Origin of the sequence: Bacillus infantis (assembly GCF_020171945.1) — a bacterium.
In the GTDB taxonomy this organism is placed as follows: Bacteria; Bacillota; Bacilli; order Bacillales; family Cytobacillaceae; genus Bacillus_AB; species Bacillus_AB infantis_A.
This window is the reverse complement of sequence record NZ_JAIVAP010000001.1, coordinates 44,219-60,249: the sequence shown is the minus strand read 5'-3', so window position 1 is coordinate 60,249 and position 16,031 is coordinate 44,219. Positions and strand designations below refer to the sequence as shown.

Sequence of the window (16,031 nt, the reverse complement as noted above, 5' to 3'; positions counted from 1 at the left end):
ATCAGCCTGATCCTGCAGGCCGGCTGCACTGCCGGCTCCTGCTCATGGAAGCGCCGAAACTCATGTAAATTCCACGCCTCCACATACATAAGACTATTGTACTAGCCAGTGGAAGCAGTAAACAACCAGGAGTGTTCCATAGAATGTAACAAAACAGCTACACATCTAGATTTGACATACCATGTTCAAAAACAATTCTCAGATCTCAAAATTTGGTTTTCGCCTTTCTAAGCAGGACTGCCTCTTATCTTCTGCAGGTTTGTCCCCGGCACTGAAAGGGAATAGGAATGGAAATAAATCCAGGAGGTATCCCGCTATGAAGAAATTGGTGAAAAACATCATTAAATGGGCTCCTATAGCCTATCCGATCGTGAAAAAAATGTGGGGGAAAAGGAAAGCGCGCCAGTTAAAAGCCTCATCATAGTTGTGAGTAAGGGAAGGAAGCTGGACTGGGAGACCGGCGCCTTCTTTTTTTATTGACAGCTTCAGGAATGGAAGCTGCCTTTAATGTTTTTGTATAAGCAGATGCTTTGACCCTTCCAGCCTGACTAGCTATAATAGCCAATATCCGCTTATTATCTTGAATTAAAAATAATTAACCTGCGGAAAACTTCTTAGTAACTAACGGAGGAATTATTCTAATGTCAAACGTATTATTCATCAAAGCAAACTCCCGTCCTGCCGACCAGGCAGTCAGCGTGCAAATGTACGATGCTTTCCTTAGCAGCTATAAGGAGAACCACCCGGAAGATACAATCACTGAACTGGATTTGTTTGAAGAAAATCTTCCTTATTATGATAATCTTCATATTACAGCAATGTACAAGCAGGGCCAGGGCATGGAGCTGAATGCAGAAGAAGAAGCTGCTGCAGCCCGCATCACAAAGTATTTGAACCAATTCCTTGAGGCGGATAAAGCTGTGTTCGCATTCCCGCTCTGGAACTTTACGGTCCCAGCTGTCCTTCACACATACTTTGACTACCTGGCACAAGCCGGCAAAACATTCAAATACACTGAAAACGGCGCTGTAGGTCTTCTTACTGATAAAAAAGTCGCTCTCTTGAATGCAAGGGGCGGAGTTTATTCAGAAGGCCCTGCTGCAGAGGTCGAAATGTCTGAGAAATATGTAAGTACACTTCTGGCTTTCTTCGGAGTCCAGGACGTCACTTCCATCGTGACCGAGGGGCACAACCAGTTCCCTGATAAAGCGGAAGAAATCATTTTTGAAGGCATCAAGCAGGCTGCTGATACAGCTGCAAAATTTTAAATACAAGAAGAGATTTCTGCCGGGCAGAAATCTCTTTTTTTGCATGCTTAAAAGGTTTTGGCTTTCTCTTTCGCCTTTGCCACGCCTTCTTCTTTAATTTGCTGGGCGCGGTCCGGGAATTGGTTGTGGCCTTCAATAAAAATGCCTTCAAAAGAAGGAATCCCAAAGAACTGCATAATGATCCCGATATAACGGTGCCCCATTTCCATTTCTGCGGCCGGACCTTCGGAATAGATTCCGCCTCGCGCCTGGATATGAATGGCCTTTTTATCAGGAAGAAGACCTACCGGCCCCTGTTCTGTATATTTAAATGTCTTCCCTGCTGTACACACAGAATCAAGATATGCCTTCATCACTGGAGGAAAGGAGAAGTTCCACAAAGGAGTAACAAAAACATATTTATCTGCAGATACAAATTGCTCAGTCAGTTCTGAAAGCCTGTTCACTTTTTCTTTTTCTTCCTGAGACAAGTCATCAAAAGAGCTGCCCGTGCGAAGCTTGCCCCATCCGCTGAATACATCTGCATCAATCTGGGGAATATGCTCTTTATACAGATCAAGCCTTATGACTTCATCCCCCGGATTGGATTCACGGTAGGATTCAATAAATGCCGTTCCGGCAGCCATGCTGAAGGATTGTGTTTCATCATGGGGATGTGCAGTGATATATAATAAAGTTGCCATAGAATACCCGCCTTTTATTGAGATTTACCCTTTTAGCTTTCTCAAAATGGCAGGATTTCAGTTCTGTTAAATTCCGCCGTCCCTGTCAAATCCTTTTAGAAACGTATACCATGGACAAAAAGACCGTGCTGATTGTCAGGCCTGATAAAATTTGCAGCAGTTCAAGCGCAGAAATATCAATAATTCCAAGACCAAGCAGCAGAAAAAAGATGAAGAAATAAACAATGAGAGCAAAATAAGCGTAAAAGAGGCCTTTCTGCCGGATCAGCTTCATTCTTTCGTCCTTTTGCTTGAACTGAGGATAAAGGTATCCCATTGAAAAGCTCATAACTGTCATCGAAAGAAGTGTCCATGTCTGCGGCAGGATGCTTTCCCCTGCCGATATGCCGATTACGGCCATAAAGAGGGTAATGATTAAAAATAAGCCCCCGCATATATAGAAAATCAGTCTTGATTCCATCCGTTCATTCTCCTTTCTTGTTTGTTTCTTCTTCATAGATAAAAATATGTTCAATCGTTGTATCAAAGGTCTTCGCAATTTGAAATGCAAGCGGAAGAGAAGGTGAATATTTTCCTTTTTCAATGCTGATGATCGTCTGCCTTGAGACACCCAGCCTGGCCGCAAGCCGGTCCTGCGAAAAACCATGCTTCTTTCTCAGCTCTGCCAAATTATTTTTCATAAACGTCCTCCTTGGTTTTACTATATTGTAAAGGGAGCTTTACGTCAAGTGAACTTTACATAAGATGCGGAGGGGGCTTGAACCACTATTTCTTTGAAAAGCCAAAATAGTGGTCCTAGCCACGGGCGCTGGAACCACTATTTCTGGAAAAAACCAAAATAGTGGTCCTAGCCTCGGGCGCTGGAACCACTATTTCTGGAAAAAACCAAAATAGTGGTCCTAGCCACGAGCGCTGGAACCACTATTTCTGGGAAAAACCAAAATAGTGGTCCTAGCCTCAGGCGCTGGAACCACTATTTCTGGGAAAAACCAAAATAGTGGTCCTAGACACGGGCACTGGAACCACTATTTCTGGGAAAAGCCAAAATAGTGGCCCTAGCCACGAACGCTGGAACCGCTATTTCTTTGAAAATCCAAAACAGTGGTCCTAGCCACAAGCACTGGAACCACTATTTCTGCGAAAAGCCAAAATAGTGGTTCCAGCCACAAGCACTGGAACCACTATTTCTGCGAAAAACCAAAATAGTGGTCCTAGCCACGAACGCTGGAACCGCTATTTCTTTGAAAATCCAAAATAGTGGTCCTAGTCACAAGCACTGGAACCACTATTTCTGCGAAAATCCAAAATAGTGGTTCCAGCCAACACGCTGGGTCCACTACCTAGCCAAAGACCACAATAATAACTAGCCAAAATCTCTAAAATCACTTTTCAGACAAAAGAAAAGCTGAAAATACCCCATCAAAAAAAAATAAGGAAGGCCCCAAATGTTCCTGGGCCTCCCCAAAAAATCAATCAAAGACTATCCATCATCAGCTCAAGAAGCCTTTCTCCGCTCATTTCAGCCTCTCCGCCTCCCTGGGCAAAATGCTTGTTTCCTCCGCCTCTGCCATTGATGGCAGGGAGAATGGACTGGATGATCCCTTTCATATCTGCGTCTGTTTCTGTTCCGCTCGCACATACTGCCTGCAGCTGCCGGCCGTTTTCCGCAGCAAATAAAACAACTGCCTGTTCATTTTGCATGGCTATGGACTTGGCCAGCTTCTGGAGTTCTTTAATGCTTCTATCATGAAAAACTTTCTGGATGATGTGCTGTCCACCCACGGCGCTTCTGGCATATTCCTTGCCTTCCTGCTCAAGAAGCTGGTTCTTCATTTCCTCCATTTCTTTTTCCATCTGTTTCTGCGTATCGAGCAGCTTGATGATCGCCTCGGGTATTTCCTCCTCTGGCGAACTGATCAGCTGGCCTGTCCGATTCACAATTACATTCTTGGTGTGCAGCTGCTTCAGTACCCTGCCGCCGCAGACAAATTCTACCCTGTTCTGCTTCTTCTGCCGGCTCCAGCCGAGAATCTTTATAGCCTGGACTTCCCCTGTAGCTTTCGGGTGGGTTCCGCCGCAGCCGTTATAGTCAAATCCAGGAATGATAACAAGACGGATATTCTCTTTTACCTTAGTTTCTTTTCTTAATGGGTAGCCTGCAAGCTCATCTTCACTGACCCATTTTGTTTCAATCGGAAGATTATCTGTAATAATCTCGTTCGCTTTTCTTTCTGCCCTTGCTGCTTCTTCTTCACTCAGGTTCTCTGTTTCAAGATCGATAGTCAAAGTCTCTTTTCCAAGATGAAAGCTGACAGTCCTGTACCCGAACAGCTCATCAAAGGCAGCAGATAGAATATGCTGCCCTGCATGCTGCTGCATATGATCAAATCTTCTCTGCCAGTTAAGCCCTCCCTGGACTTCCCCTGCGTCTGGAAGCTTCTCTTCAAGATAATGCCTGATTTCGCCTTCTTCTTCTTCAACATCAGTTACAGAGATACCATGAATCGTCCCTGTATCAAAAGGCTGTCCCCCACCGGTCGGATAAAAAGCGGTCCGATCCAGAACTGCATACCATTTACCGTCAGATTTCTGGTCCTGGCGGATGACCGAAGCTGTAAATTCTTTTATGTAAGGATCTTGATAATATAACTTTTCCATCTGTGTTTTCATTCCTTTTTGTTTTTTGATCTGCTTTGGATTATTTTCCTTACAGCGAAAAACCGTCGAAGCATCTGCCGCCAAACGGCTTCATGATGTCATCCACAAGCTCAATGACGGGTTGTTTATCCCCGTCTTGATAAAAGCTGTCGAAGCATTCCGCGAACCTAATCGCCAGGGCTTGATCAAAATGAGATAATTCCCTGTAAATCCATTTTGACTGGCCGATCCATTGCTTATTGGTTCTAAGAAGAAATTCATGTGCCAGCTCAGCCAGTTTCCCAGCGATAAAAAGGGTTTCATGCCTTTTAGTGCTGCCCATGAAATCATCCAGAGCATCAGTCAGGAAATAGCGCTTAAAAGTCAGCTCAGCATCTGTCCACAGAGCAGGGCCAGCTGCCAGCAGGAGGGCGGCTTCATTCCTTATTCCGCTAAGAAAGTCCTCACCCTTTAACACCTGCCCCTCTGCCAGCATCCTCGGAAGCGTCGGCCTGGCCCTTTCTGCATCCTTCCGGCAATACTCTCTGCAGGAATCCCTGGTGTGAACAAAAAGCTCAACAGGCCATCCTTTATAATAGAAGGATTCTCTTCTGGCAGATCCAGTCTTGTCATTGATTACGATAATATCCAGATCAGAAGTGATGGTTCCTTCTCCCCTAACAACGCTTCCTCCGAGGATGGCTCCTCTGCAGTCCGGGAATCTTTCATCTAAAAGCATCTGCGCCGATTCGGCCGCAGGCAGCCTTTCTTTTGTACCTGTCATTTTTCCAGTCTCCCCATGCTTTTTTATCCTGTACAGATCATAATGATATGGCCGTCAGGATCTTTTACGTTGAAAAAGCTGAAATCGTCAAAGTGAGTAATTTCTTCTTGAACGGCAAAACCTTCGTTCTCCATCCAGCTGTACGCCTTATGGATGTCCCCGGTATGCAGGTTGAACAATGGATAAGGGCCAGCCTGCGGTCTTTTCACTTCAGCGCATGATCCAGCATCCAGGGTAAGTCCAGTCACCCCATCAATTTTCACATTATATACCGGGTTCTCAACCGGCTCTGTGACTTTCTGGCCAAGAAGCTTACAGTACCACCCTGCCGACTTTTTCAAATCTGCTACATGTACAAAAACCGTATTCATCCTATTGACTATTGGCGTTCCCATCATTTCATCTCTCCCTGTCTTTTTAATAGAACCAATTCAAAAGCTCTTCAAGTTCTATAACGGGAAAAAGAAGCCAAATTATACATTGTATTTAAAAAATATGATAAAAATAATCTGCCCCGAGTGTCACATCCAGCTCTTTTGCAGCTGCAATCATCAAATCCCAGGAAAAACAATAAAATTTCCAATACACTATTTTATCATTTTCCAGTTCAATATAGTGAATGTTCTGCAGCAGCTTTTCACCGGATTTAAGAGCAAACTCCAATATAATCTGCCTGCCCCATAGCACGGCAATGGCTGCTTCGACTCCTTCCTGCATGGAAACCACCTCTGCCCAATCCTTGAGCGAATTTCCTTCTGTTTCTCTTTTTCCGAATTCCACGCCAGCATGGGTAATATCCGTGAGGAGATTTTCGCCAAGGAGAGAAGCAATCATGTCCGGGTCTTTTCTTCGAAAGCCTTCAAGCATGGTGCTGATTGTCTTGTCATGTGTGATAGATGAAGCAGGCCCTTTCATTACTCTCCGATTCTGCTGCCTTTCAGGAATATCCTTTAACAGATCTCTTGCCCTCTGCGTATTTGCGTAGACAGCTCCAGGCGAAAGGCTGACGATGTCTGCAGCCTCTTTTGCTGTAAAAAGAAAAACGTCTGTTAGCAGAAGGCAGACAAATTGCTTGGGACTCAGCTGGCTGGCCAGATAATCGAGGGCTGGGAGGATCTCGAGCTGCTTCTCGCTCCCGCTTTCCAGAATTTCTATAGGATATGAATCTGTATAGGCAATCCGGTTCTTTCTTTGCTGATCGATCCATACATTAGTGGCGATTTTAAATAAATAGGATTTTACATTCAGCTCCTGAAAAACCTTTGAGAGCATTGCCAGTGATTTCAGCAATGTGTCCTGGACTAGATCTTCTGCATCCCATGGAGAGCCGGTCAGTCTGTAGCAATATTTCCACAGTAAAGAGCGGTAAGGCTCTATCTCCTGCTTGAATCTTTTTTCCAGGTTTTTGATTTCCATGCTTATTGTATCTAAACCTTGATTACCTTCCATGGTGACTCCTTTGTCAGAATGACATGTTCGCTGCTTTTTGCTTACCTAACAACTTCGGCAATTTTCGGCAATTTCCTTCATTAGACAGCAAAAAAGAGCCACAGCGGCTCTTTTCTTCACGAATATAAAAATACCTTTGTCTGAAAAAATTTTTTCCGCTTGCAATGGGGTGTTGATTTCCGTTCCAGGCACTTCGCTTTCCGCGGGGCGGAGCCTAAGCCTCCTCGCGCTGCGCGCTGTGGGGTCTCAACTCTTCCGCTATTTCCCGCAGGAGTCTGCGTGCCTTCCACTCCAATCAACAGGTTCTTCTAAATTTTATGGCAATCAATTTGTAAGTATATTCCCAATTAGAGACATATAGCACTTTATGCTTTCATTTTTAGATTTGAAACAAGTATGCCCTAAACCTAATTGAATAGCTCACAAATTCGATTTTCTTTCTATTTTTTTACACATTATTAACAACCAAGTACAGCCTTCTCTCCCGTTCTTCCTTCTCGTCTTCTGAAGCAAGATCGTATTTCTTTAACAGATGAAATACGTCGTTCAGGATTTCCTGTGTGTGTTCTTTTTGAAGGAATTCTTCCATCAGTGGCTGAAGCTCTTTGGGGAGATGCCCTTTTTGCTGTTCATATTTATTTTTAACATCCTCTGCTGAATGGTCCAGCTGGCATTCACTCATCCTTACCTCTCCTTTCTGTTATAAAAAGTATTTGACTTTTTAAATAGGTTCCCTAATTTCAGGGGATTTACACCTGCCTTAAAGTATTCTAACATGCAAAAAGCAGAAGCCGGGGCTTCTGCTTTTTGGTGTTTTATTTTTGAAGCCCTGTCATTGGGTTCGCTTCCTCGGCAGGTTCTTCTTTAATATATTTGTAATCCTTGCGGTTGATCGGTTCAAAGCCTTCTGGATTGTGGAATCTCAGCAGATCTTTGTACACGATATTATCAGACATCAGCAGTTCCTTCTTCGCTTGTTCTGACAGCCTTACACACGCACTGCCATCTTTAAGCTCTTCACCGGTTTCCGTAGAGTAGCATTTTTCATCAACAGAAGTATATTCCGGGCTGATGAAGTCGCCGTTGCGGAAAGGAATAACTTCCCGGTGGGTTTCAGACAATAAATCTGAACCGATCTGCATATAGTCTTTTGTGCTGACCCCAAGAAGATGCATCAGGGTAGGCATTACATCCACCGCGCCACCGTATGTGTCCATCTCGCCGCCTTTTACACCAGGTACGTGGATGAACAGAGGGACCCTCTGCAGCTGGGCATATTCAAAGGAATCGATTTCCTTGCCAAGAACCTGCTCCATTGCAGGGTTGTGGTTTTCTGAAATGCCATAATGGTCACCATACATGACGATCACTGTATTATCATACAGGCCGGATGCTTTAAGGTCGTTAAAGAACTGCTCAAGCGCCTGGTCCATATAATTGGCAGAAGTAAAGTAATGATTAACAACACTGTCTTCTGTTTCTGCCGGCTGGAATTCTGTGTCACCTTCATCCATTTTGAATGGGAAGTGATTGGACAGAGTGATGAACTTTGTATAGAACGGCTGCTTCAGGCTTTCCAGCATCGGCATGGATTCTTTAAAGAAAGGCTTATCCTTGAGCCCATAGTTCTTCGTGTTCTCATCTGTCATGTTGTAATATTCGGCATCAAAGAAACGGTCATAGCCGAAGGATTTGTAAATTTCATTCCGGTTCCAGAACGTTTTATAATTCCCGTGAAAAGAAGCTGACGTATAACCGCGCGTCTTCAGTATCGCAGGTGCTGCCTGGTAGGTGTTTTGGGCCTTGTTGACAAAAACAGCCCCCTGGGACATCGGATACAGGGAATTTTCCATCATGAACTCGGCATCGGAAGTTTTCCCTTGTCCTGTCTGGTGGAAATAGTTCTTGAAGTAAAAAGTCTGTCCATTATGAGCCAGTGAATTCAGGAATGGCGTTACTTCCTGGCCGTCCAGCTTATAGTCGATCAGGAATGTCTGGAAAGATTCCAGTGAAACATAAATGACATTCATGCCTTTTGCTTTACCGAAATAATCAGGATTCGGTTCTGCATAATTGGCTTTCACATAGTTTTCAACCTCTGTGATATCACTGCTGTCTGCCATGGCACGCTGGCTGGCAGACCTGGCATTTTGAATGATGTCATAAACAGTGAAATTGTAGGCGCCCAGATACTTGACCAGATAATTGCGGTCAAAAGAGCGCGTCAGGAGTTCAGGACGGTCTTTCTCAGCAAGCCCGAGATTAATGAAGAAAGTGATGATTGCAGCAGCAATCACCAGGCTTGCCGTCATTCTTTTCCGTGTCTGCTTCGCCGGCTTATACCATTTGATCGCTGCCAGTACAATCAAAAGGATCGTGTCGGCAAAATACAGGATATCAAACGGTGACATCAGTGAAAGTGCACTGTCTCCAAGCTGTCCGGCATTTGTTTTTGTCTGCATTAGGACAGGGACTGTAATAAAGTCATTGAAGAATCGGTAGTACACCACATTGGCATACAGCAGGAAAGACAGCAGAAACTGAACTGCAATCAGTACGCCTGATTGTATCTTTCCTTTAAAAAATAGCGCGATCCCCAGGAAAAGAAGGGACGAGCTCAGCGGATTCAGGAAAAGCAGGAATTCCTGCATGCTGTTGTCGATTCCTAAATTGAATTCAATCTGATAGGCAGCATATGTTTTCAGCCACAGCAAAACAACTGCAAGGAAAAAAACGGCCATGCTGTTTTTAAATAGCTCCTTAGGCGATTTTAAGATCGATTTCATCCTTTTACACCTCTTAGTTAGTAAAGTTATTGCAAGAGCACAAATTCCTATTTCATGCTTCCTGCCAAAACTAGAAAAACTTAGCAGCCGCTAAGTTCGGAAAAAACTTTATAATCCGAACCCGCGGGCTCAGAACCTAGTTTTTGTAAAAGATTCGTTAATTAATAGTGAACGAATGTTAAATACTATACCATATTTTATCCTACTTGAAAACATTCTTCAAATTTGAAGCAAATTTTGTTTTGGGAAAAAATTAATCTTTTATACAAGAATTTCTGATGGTACAATGTATCTTCCGCGTGAATCCGCTTTCTCTCATGCGGCTAAAACAGGAAACAAAGGTGTAACAGCCTGATAAAAAGGAGAATAAAATGAAGGAAAGAATCTTATTTTTTACAGCAGGGCTGCTTGTCCTCACAATGGGTGTAGCGCTCATTATCAAATCTGCCCTAGGCGCTTCTGCATGGGATGCATTAGCAGTTGGGGAATCTAATCTGTTTGGGCTGACTGTGGGGACTTGTGTTTTTATAAATGGACTCGCTTTGATCGTTATCAACTCTATATTATTGAAGAAAAAGCCGGAAGTTCTTTCGGCGGGAACCATTCTCGTCATTGGTGCTTTAATCGATTTCTGGCTGCTGGCAGTGTTCAAGGACTTTTCTCCAGCCATGCTGTTAACTCAGTCCTGCACTTTGCTTTCAGGCATTCTGACGATGGGTCTCGGGATCGCCGTCTATCTTCAGGCGAAGTTCCCGCCAAGCCTGATGGATACCCTGATGGTCGCCGTTCATACCAGGTTCGGCCTGTCTTTAAGGATTTCCCGTATTGTAAGTGAAGGATTTGCCCTTGTTCTTGCTTTCCTTTTCCAGGGAGCGATCGGCCCAGGAACAATTCTGGTCACACTGACACTTGGCCTTGTGGTGCAGTATTTCCACCCTAAGCTGGAATTATTGATGGCAAATGGGTTTAAGAGGGCTGCTGCTTAAATTAGCAGATTAGGAGTGAATTAATAACTTTCATTTTTTACTGATTTATTCGTTCGTTCAGCCAATAAAAGTCAAAAGTAATTAAAGAAGGCCGCTCCCAAATGAGCGGCTTTCTTCTATAATTTATCAAACTCTGCTGTATTCCCTTACCTTTGATTGTTCTTTTTCAAGCTCGGCACCGAGGAATTTGGCGGCTTCAAGCATACCGTATTTGCCGGCTTTTGCTTCTGCGTCAGTATTATAGTTTGTGTTTGTGTTGACATCGTACGTATAAATATCCCCATTGGCATTTTTAATGAATTCAATTCCGGCGATTTGAATGCCGTTATTCTTGAGGAAAGTTTCGTATTTTTCAATGATTGGATCATTGAAGCCTTCAATGATCTTAAACTTTGGCTTCTCTTCCACCTCTTCGCCAACCGGGCAGAAAAGATCGCCGATTTGGCAGGCATCGGCCGGGCAAAGCTCAAAGCCTTCTGAGGTATCAACCTGGACGGCATAGACGAATTTTCCGCCGACGAACTCGCATCTGGTAATATATGATTCCGGCGACTCAATATATTCCTGGATCAGGGTGATGCCATCGACAGGCTCTTCAAAATTTGGCCCTTCGACATATTCCCTCAATGCATCCAGTGAATGGAACAGCTGAACACCGAGCCCTTTGCCTGCGCGGTTATGCTTCGTGATGAACGGGGCGCTGTCGAGCTTTACAGCTGCTTCAAGAATTTGATTTTTCCCGACAGCTGCTATTGTTTTCGGAGTCGCGATCCCGGCAGCATTCAGTGCTGTATATTGATTAACTTTGCTGACCTCAAGCCTCAAAGCACGGCTTCCGTTGAAAACAGTGCGGCCATGCTGTTCAAGCCATGAAAGGACCGACTCAGTAAGTTCAGGAGCAAAGCGGTTCCCCCTTGTGTGGGAAGAAGCGCTCATCCTGCTGTAGAAAATACCCTCCGGGGGTGCACTGGTCAAATCAACAATCCCTTCGTTCAAGAACCATTCCTCATAAGGAAGACCCAGCTCCTCCAGCCTTTTTGTCAAATGGGCAGTCCATTCGCTGTTTTCGTGTATGATGTGTATTTTGCTCATATGTTCTCCCTCTTTTACTTTAGAATTTTCCTTTTGGATTCAACCAGCGGCATGACTTTTTCAGAAAATCTCTGCATTTCCTCCAGCTGTGGAGAGAACTGAAGCAGCAGCAGATCGACGCCGGCTTCTTCATAGGCAAGAATCTGTTCAGCAATCTGTTCAGGGGTTCCAATCAGATTCGGCCTGAGGCCGCGGTTGGAAACGGAATAATCGTACAGCTTTACCTGCTGCTCGAGCTGTGATTTGCCGACAAAATCTTTGTAGCCTGCATAGCCGCTTGATTCCTTTACATTAGTGATGCGGGCAAGCTCTTCCTGTGCCTCTTCTTCTGTGTCGCGGCAGACAATATAGGCAGCCAGGCCAAACGATTTAAATGGCTCTTTTCCGCTTTCCTGTCTGCGTGCTCTCATATCATCGATTTTAGCTTTTACTTCTTCAACTGTACCGCCGTGCATAACATAGGCATCACAGTGATTAACAATCGCCTCTTTGCCTCGCGGGCTTTCTCCGCCTGCATAAAGGATCGGATTCGGCCTTTGCACCGGCTTAGGGGACAAATGGGCATTTTTGATAGAATAATATTTTCCGTCAAAATTAAAAGTCTCTTCTTCCCATAAACCTTTCATAACCTTGACGAATTCTTCCGTCCGGTCATAGCGTTCATCATGCTCTGTAAAGATGCCTCCATACTGGCGAGCCTCTTCCTCCCACCATGCCGATACGACATTCAGTGTAAAACGGCCATTGCTGATATGGTCAATATTGCTCGCCATCTTTGCCGTTACGGCAGGATTGTGGAAGCCTGGGCGGACAGCCGTCATAATTTCTATCTTCTCAGTCACCGCAGCAAGAGCGGCCGCTGTAGACCATGCTTCAAGCGAATCCTGCTCCGGGCCTTTTATATCATTCAAGTAAAGTTCTGCTATTAATGTGGTATCATATCCCCACTTCTCTGCTGCCTGGATGACTTCTTTTGCATAGCTGAAGGTCGGGGGCATATTCTCATCTTCTACATTGCGCAGCCAGCCTCCAAAGATCGGCAGCCAAAATCCGTATTTCATCTGTCTCTTCTCCTCTCACTTGCACCTTGTTGTCAGCAATAAAAAAAAACTTCCCCGATAAGAAGAAGTTTGATATGCCTCTATCTTATCTGCCAAAGCATTGCGCTTTGCTGGATTTAGCACCATTCTGACTAAGTCAGCGGCTGCCGGGTATCACAGGGCCAGTCCCTCCACCACTCTCGATAAGAAATATTCAATTGATTTCATAGTAATCCTACAACAAAGGTCGGTTTTCTGTCAACTGACTAGTCTAACTATTTTAAAAAATGATACTGCTTTTTTCTTTTTTCTACAAGCCCTAATTATCGTGTGAGCCTTTTTAGCGGAAACCATTCTGCAGGAAGCAGTTTTTCATATCTTTTTTGAAGGAAGCGGTCATCAATCAGCAGGATTGTTCCTGTGTCTTCCTCTGAACGGATAAGGCGTCCGCCAGCCTGGGCTGCTTTATTGGCTCCCGGAAAAGTATACGCATAATCATAGCCGTTTTTTCCTGCAGACTGAAAGTGATCCTTAATCAGGTTTCGCTCCAGGCTCAGCTGCGGAAGCCCAACACCAACAATGATAACACCGCCAAGCCGGGTTCCCTTCAAATTGATTCCCTCGGAGAAAATACCGCCAAGCACAGCGAAGCCGAGAAGGCTTTCTGCAGGATTTTCCTCGAATGAAGCCAGAAATTCTTCTCTTTCGCCTTCTGTCATGCCCTGCTCCTGGACTATCATCCTGATATTGCCCGAATCTTTCATTTGTTCATGGATTTCCCTCATATATTGATATGATGGAAAAAACATCAGATAATTTCCGGGTCTTTCAGCTGTCAGCCTCTCCACCGCGGTAATCAATGCAGATCCTGTTGCGCCTCTGTCCCTGTATCGGGTGGAAAGCGGCAAAGCAAGGACTTCTGCATTTTCTTTCGGGAACGGGGAAGGCAGTGACAGGGAATAATTTTCTGCATTCCAGCCCAGCATGGTTTTAAAGTAATCGAATGGCTGGAAGGTAGCCGAAAAAAAGAGTTTGCTGCGGAACCCCTTTCCCATTTTCTGGACAAGATATGATGGATCTAAACAAAACAGCTTGAGTACAACATCCTTTCCGGACTTTTCTGTATAGATGACAAACCGCTCATCTGCCAGCCTTGATATCCTCAAAAAAGCCTGTACAGAAAAATAAGTATCAAGAAGCAGCTCCTGCCCCTCATTTCCCCTGCCGCTTATAAGCTCCTTTTCTGAGCAAAGGGAAAATTCCTCAAGATGCTCCAGCAAATTTTCCGGCAGCTCTTCATGAATACGATAGCTCTCCTCCTTCAATTCTTTATTGTAAGAGATGAAAACATCATTCATTCTTTTAGCTGCAGCATAAAGCGGCGGGGCTGTGTTTTTATAAGTCCTTTTCAGCTGAAGAAAACTCTGCTTCCCAAGTACCGCAGAAAACATCTCCCTCGCCCGGTCGACCAGATTATGCGCCTCATCAATCAGGAGGGCCGTCTTTTTCTTTCCTTCTGTATGAAGCCTTTTGAGGGACACCCGGGGATCAAAGATATAATTGTAATCGCATATGATAGAGTCTGCTGCATAAGCAAGCTCCAGGGAGAATTCAAACGGGCATACCGTGTGCTTCATGGCATATTTTTCAATAACAGTCCGGTCAACTGTGGTTTCATGGGAGAGGATATCGAGGACAGCTTCATTAATGCGGTCATAAAACCCATCAGCGAAAGGGCAATGTTCTTTCCGGCAGACCGTCTGCTCCAGAAAACATATCTTGTCCTTGGCAGTAATGGTTACAGTGTGCATATGGAGGCCTTTTTGCTTCATCATCGAAAAAGCTTCTTCTGCCGCCTGCCTTGTGATTGTTTTGGCTGTAAGATACACAATCCTTGACAGAAGTCCCTCTCCCATTGCTTTGATGGCGGGAAAAGATGTTGAAATGGTCTTTCCTGTCCCGGTTGGCGCCTGGGCAAACAAATCCTTTTCGTCCAGAATTGATTTGTACACCGCCTTTGCAAGCTTTCGCTGGCCCTTTCTGTAATCCGGAAAAGGGAATGGGAGAGCTTTAATGCTGCTGTCCCTTTTTTCCCGATGACTGAGCATGAGCCGGGCATAAGGATAAAAGTCTGCAATCAGCCCTTTCACATAGTCTTCAAGGAATGCCAATGTTTCTGCCTTCCTGAAGCGCTTTTCCTCTTCTGTGCGGATTTGCAGATAAGTAAGCTGAACCGTGATTCTCTTGAGCCCCCGCTCTTTTGCAAGCATATATGCATAGCATCTTGCCTGGGCCCAATGCACGGGATGGGTGTCCTCATCTATGGCCGACAGATCCTTTGCCGTCGACTTGATCTCATCTATGACTAAATCCCCTTCCTCGTTAATAATACCGTCGCAGCGGCCCTCAAGGAGAAACTCAATCTCCTCATGCTGAATTGCTTCCTTCAAGAAGACCTCATGCTCATCTTCTTCCTTATAGGCTCCCTGAATTTTCCGGTGTGCTTTCGTTCCTTCTGCCATCGAAGAAGCTGCTGCAAATCCAGACTCAATGCTTCCGGAACGATATACATATTCCGCCAGGCTTCTGGCAGAAATTCTCCAGCTTTTAGTCATCACAAGGTCTCCTTGCCATCTATAATAGAACCATTATAGCACATACGTTCCCTGACTGAGGCAAACAAAAAGGACAGGATTGGCCCGCCCTTGTTTTCATTCATTTAAATACGTTTAGCTCCATAATATGCTTTGCTCCAATAAGGATTGGACATAGAATCAATTTTAACGCCCTTGGAGCTTGATGCATGGATGAATTTGTTGCCTCCAAGGTAAAGGCCGACATGAGAGGGCCCTTTTTTATAGGTGCTGAAAAAAACGACGTCCCCTTTTTTCAGGCTTTTCTTTTGTACTGCTTGTCCTGTTTTATAAAGCTGCCCGGTAGTCCTGGGAATCTTTTTCCCGGCTTTGCTGTAGGTGAACCCGACAAGGCCTGAACAGTCGAAGCCCTTTGGCGAAGTGCCGCCCCATTTATAAGGAACTCCTATGTATTTTTGGGCCGTGGCAGCCGCAGAAGAACCATAGGAAGCCGCTTCTGTATTTTCTCCCCCAAACAATCCGGCAAAAAGCAGGCTAGTGCAAAGAAAAACGCATGTGATCAGCTTCTTCATGTTGTCCCCCAAGTAATTTTCTCTCTCTGTTTTTGTAATGAACTTAGTTTCTCACATGCTTCCTGAAAAATATTTTACATTATGATGTTTGTTATGTAACAAACAGATTACAAATACTGACGTTTTTCGACCAACATGAC

The 16,031-nt window shown here is 44.6% G+C and carries 15 protein-coding genes and 1 riboswitch; of the genes, 2 read left to right on the top strand and 13 right to left on the bottom strand.

Going from position 1 to position 16,031, the window contains the following annotated elements; translation table 11 throughout:
- The first annotated feature begins 641 nt into the window (after positions 1–641).
- Positions 642–1,268: an FMN-dependent NADH-azoreductase gene (locus LCM00_RS00280; protein WP_224896751.1), complete on the top strand. Its 627-nt coding sequence runs from the start codon at positions 642–644 to the stop codon at positions 1,266–1,268.
- Positions 1,269–1,315: 47 nt separating this feature from the next.
- Here LCM00_RS00280 and LCM00_RS00275 read toward each other — a convergent pair whose 3' ends face one another.
- The 9 genes from LCM00_RS00275 to LCM00_RS00235 all read right to left on the bottom strand — a co-directional run bounded on the left by LCM00_RS00275 (position 1,316) and on the right by LCM00_RS00235 (position 9,607).
- A complete protein-coding gene (locus tag LCM00_RS00275; protein WP_224896750.1) occupies positions 1,316–1,951 on the bottom strand; it encodes an FMN-dependent NADH-azoreductase in 636 nt (211 codons plus the stop codon).
- A gap of 85 nt (positions 1,952–2,036) precedes the next feature.
- A complete protein-coding gene (locus LCM00_RS00270; RefSeq protein ID WP_318247583.1) occupies positions 2,037–2,447 on the bottom strand; it encodes a permease in 411 nt (136 codons plus the stop codon).
- Entirely contained in the window at positions 2,416–2,631 is a 216-nt protein-coding gene (locus LCM00_RS00265) for a helix-turn-helix transcriptional regulator (protein ID WP_101547618.1), read from the bottom strand. Before LCM00_RS00265 ends, LCM00_RS00270 begins: the two co-directional genes overlap by 32 nt.
- Before the next feature lie 793 nt (positions 2,632–3,424).
- On the bottom strand, positions 3,425–4,639 hold the full coding sequence (locus LCM00_RS00260; RefSeq protein ID WP_404802135.1) for an alanyl-tRNA editing protein: 1,215 nt from the start codon (positions 4,637–4,639) through the stop codon (positions 3,425–3,427).
- Positions 4,640–4,658: 19 nt separating this feature from the next.
- Positions 4,659–5,372, bottom strand: coding sequence for a nucleotidyltransferase domain-containing protein (locus tag LCM00_RS00255; protein WP_224896748.1), 714 nt, complete (start codon positions 5,370–5,372; stop codon positions 4,659–4,661).
- A gap of 23 nt (positions 5,373–5,395) precedes the next feature.
- Entirely contained in the window at positions 5,396–5,767 is a 372-nt protein-coding gene (locus LCM00_RS00250; RefSeq protein WP_224896747.1) for a VOC family protein, read from the bottom strand.
- 91 nt (positions 5,768–5,858) lie between these two features.
- Positions 5,859–6,821 carry an RNA polymerase sigma factor gene (locus LCM00_RS00245; protein ID WP_224896746.1) on the bottom strand — a complete coding sequence of 321 codons (963 nt, stop codon included), beginning with the start codon at positions 6,819–6,821 and terminating at the stop codon, positions 5,859–5,861.
- A 448-nt stretch (positions 6,822–7,269) separates the two neighbouring features.
- Entirely contained in the window at positions 7,270–7,503 is a 234-nt protein-coding gene (locus tag LCM00_RS00240) for a group-specific protein (RefSeq protein WP_224896744.1), read from the bottom strand.
- A 133-nt stretch (positions 7,504–7,636) separates the two neighbouring features.
- Complete coding sequence (locus LCM00_RS00235; protein WP_224896742.1) at positions 7,637–9,607, bottom strand: LTA synthase family protein; 1,971 nt, start codon at positions 9,605–9,607, stop codon at positions 7,637–7,639.
- Between the two features lie 371 nt (positions 9,608–9,978).
- Here LCM00_RS00235 and LCM00_RS00230 point away from each other — a divergent pair, with 371 nt between their 5' ends.
- Positions 9,979–10,593: a YczE/YyaS/YitT family protein gene (locus LCM00_RS00230; protein WP_224896740.1), complete on the top strand. Its 615-nt coding sequence runs from the start codon at positions 9,979–9,981 to the stop codon at positions 10,591–10,593.
- Between the two features lie 126 nt (positions 10,594–10,719).
- On the opposite strand, the gene LCM00_RS00225 is transcribed toward LCM00_RS00230, so the two are convergent.
- The 4 genes from LCM00_RS00225 to LCM00_RS00210 all read right to left on the bottom strand — a co-directional run bounded on the left by LCM00_RS00225 (position 10,720) and on the right by LCM00_RS00210 (position 15,891).
- Complete coding sequence (locus LCM00_RS00225) at positions 10,720–11,685, bottom strand: ATP-grasp domain-containing protein (protein ID WP_224896738.1); 966 nt, start codon at positions 11,683–11,685, stop codon at positions 10,720–10,722.
- A gap of 14 nt (positions 11,686–11,699) precedes the next feature.
- Positions 11,700–12,746 carry an LLM class flavin-dependent oxidoreductase gene (locus LCM00_RS00220; RefSeq protein ID WP_224896736.1) on the bottom strand — a complete coding sequence of 349 codons (1,047 nt, stop codon included), beginning with the start codon at positions 12,744–12,746 and terminating at the stop codon, positions 11,700–11,702.
- A gap of 82 nt (positions 12,747–12,828) precedes the next feature.
- A riboswitch (SAM riboswitch) is annotated at positions 12,829–12,935 on the bottom strand.
- Between the two features lie 113 nt (positions 12,936–13,048).
- Complete coding sequence (locus tag LCM00_RS00215; RefSeq protein ID WP_224896734.1) at positions 13,049–15,340, bottom strand: helicase C-terminal domain-containing protein; 2,292 nt, start codon at positions 15,338–15,340, stop codon at positions 13,049–13,051.
- Between the two features lie 104 nt (positions 15,341–15,444).
- Positions 15,445–15,891, bottom strand: coding sequence for a C40 family peptidase (locus LCM00_RS00210; RefSeq protein WP_148976937.1), 447 nt, complete (start codon positions 15,889–15,891; stop codon positions 15,445–15,447).
- Positions 15,892–16,031: the final 140 nt, after the last annotated feature.

Bases quoted from the DNA above. Each gene is read 5' to 3' on its own strand.
- LCM00_RS00280 (WP_224896751.1), top strand. From the start codon at position 642: ATGTCAAACGTATTATTCATCAAAGCAAACTCCCGTCCTGCCGACCAG.
- LCM00_RS00275 (WP_224896750.1), bottom strand. From the start codon at position 1,951: ATGGCAACTTTATTATATATCACTGCACATCCCCATGATGAAACACAA.
- LCM00_RS00270 (WP_318247583.1), bottom strand. From the start codon at position 2,447: ATGAAGAAGAAACAAACAAGAAAGGAGAATGAACGGATGGAATCAAGA.
- LCM00_RS00265 (WP_101547618.1), bottom strand. From the start codon at position 2,631: ATGAAAAATAATTTGGCAGAGCTGAGAAAGAAGCATGGTTTTTCGCAG.
- LCM00_RS00255 (WP_224896748.1), bottom strand. From the start codon at position 5,372: ATGACAGGTACAAAAGAAAGGCTGCCTGCGGCCGAATCGGCGCAGATG.
- LCM00_RS00250 (WP_224896747.1), bottom strand. From the start codon at position 5,767: ATGGGAACGCCAATAGTCAATAGGATGAATACGGTTTTTGTACATGTA.
- LCM00_RS00245 (WP_224896746.1), bottom strand. From the start codon at position 6,821: ATGGAAGGTAATCAAGGTTTAGATACAATAAGCATGGAAATCAAAAAC.
- LCM00_RS00240 (WP_224896744.1), bottom strand. From the start codon at position 7,503: ATGAGTGAATGCCAGCTGGACCATTCAGCAGAGGATGTTAAAAATAAA.
- LCM00_RS00235 (WP_224896742.1), bottom strand. From the start codon at position 9,607: ATGAAATCGATCTTAAAATCGCCTAAGGAGCTATTTAAAAACAGCATG.
- LCM00_RS00230 (WP_224896740.1), top strand. From the start codon at position 9,979: ATGAAGGAAAGAATCTTATTTTTTACAGCAGGGCTGCTTGTCCTCACA.
- LCM00_RS00225 (WP_224896738.1), bottom strand. From the start codon at position 11,685: ATGAGCAAAATACACATCATACACGAAAACAGCGAATGGACTGCCCAT.
- LCM00_RS00220 (WP_224896736.1), bottom strand. From the start codon at position 12,746: ATGAAATACGGATTTTGGCTGCCGATCTTTGGAGGCTGGCTGCGCAAT.
- LCM00_RS00215 (WP_224896734.1), bottom strand. From the start codon at position 15,340: ATGACTAAAAGCTGGAGAATTTCTGCCAGAAGCCTGGCGGAATATGTA.
- LCM00_RS00210 (WP_148976937.1), bottom strand. From the start codon at position 15,891: ATGAAGAAGCTGATCACATGCGTTTTTCTTTGCACTAGCCTGCTTTTT.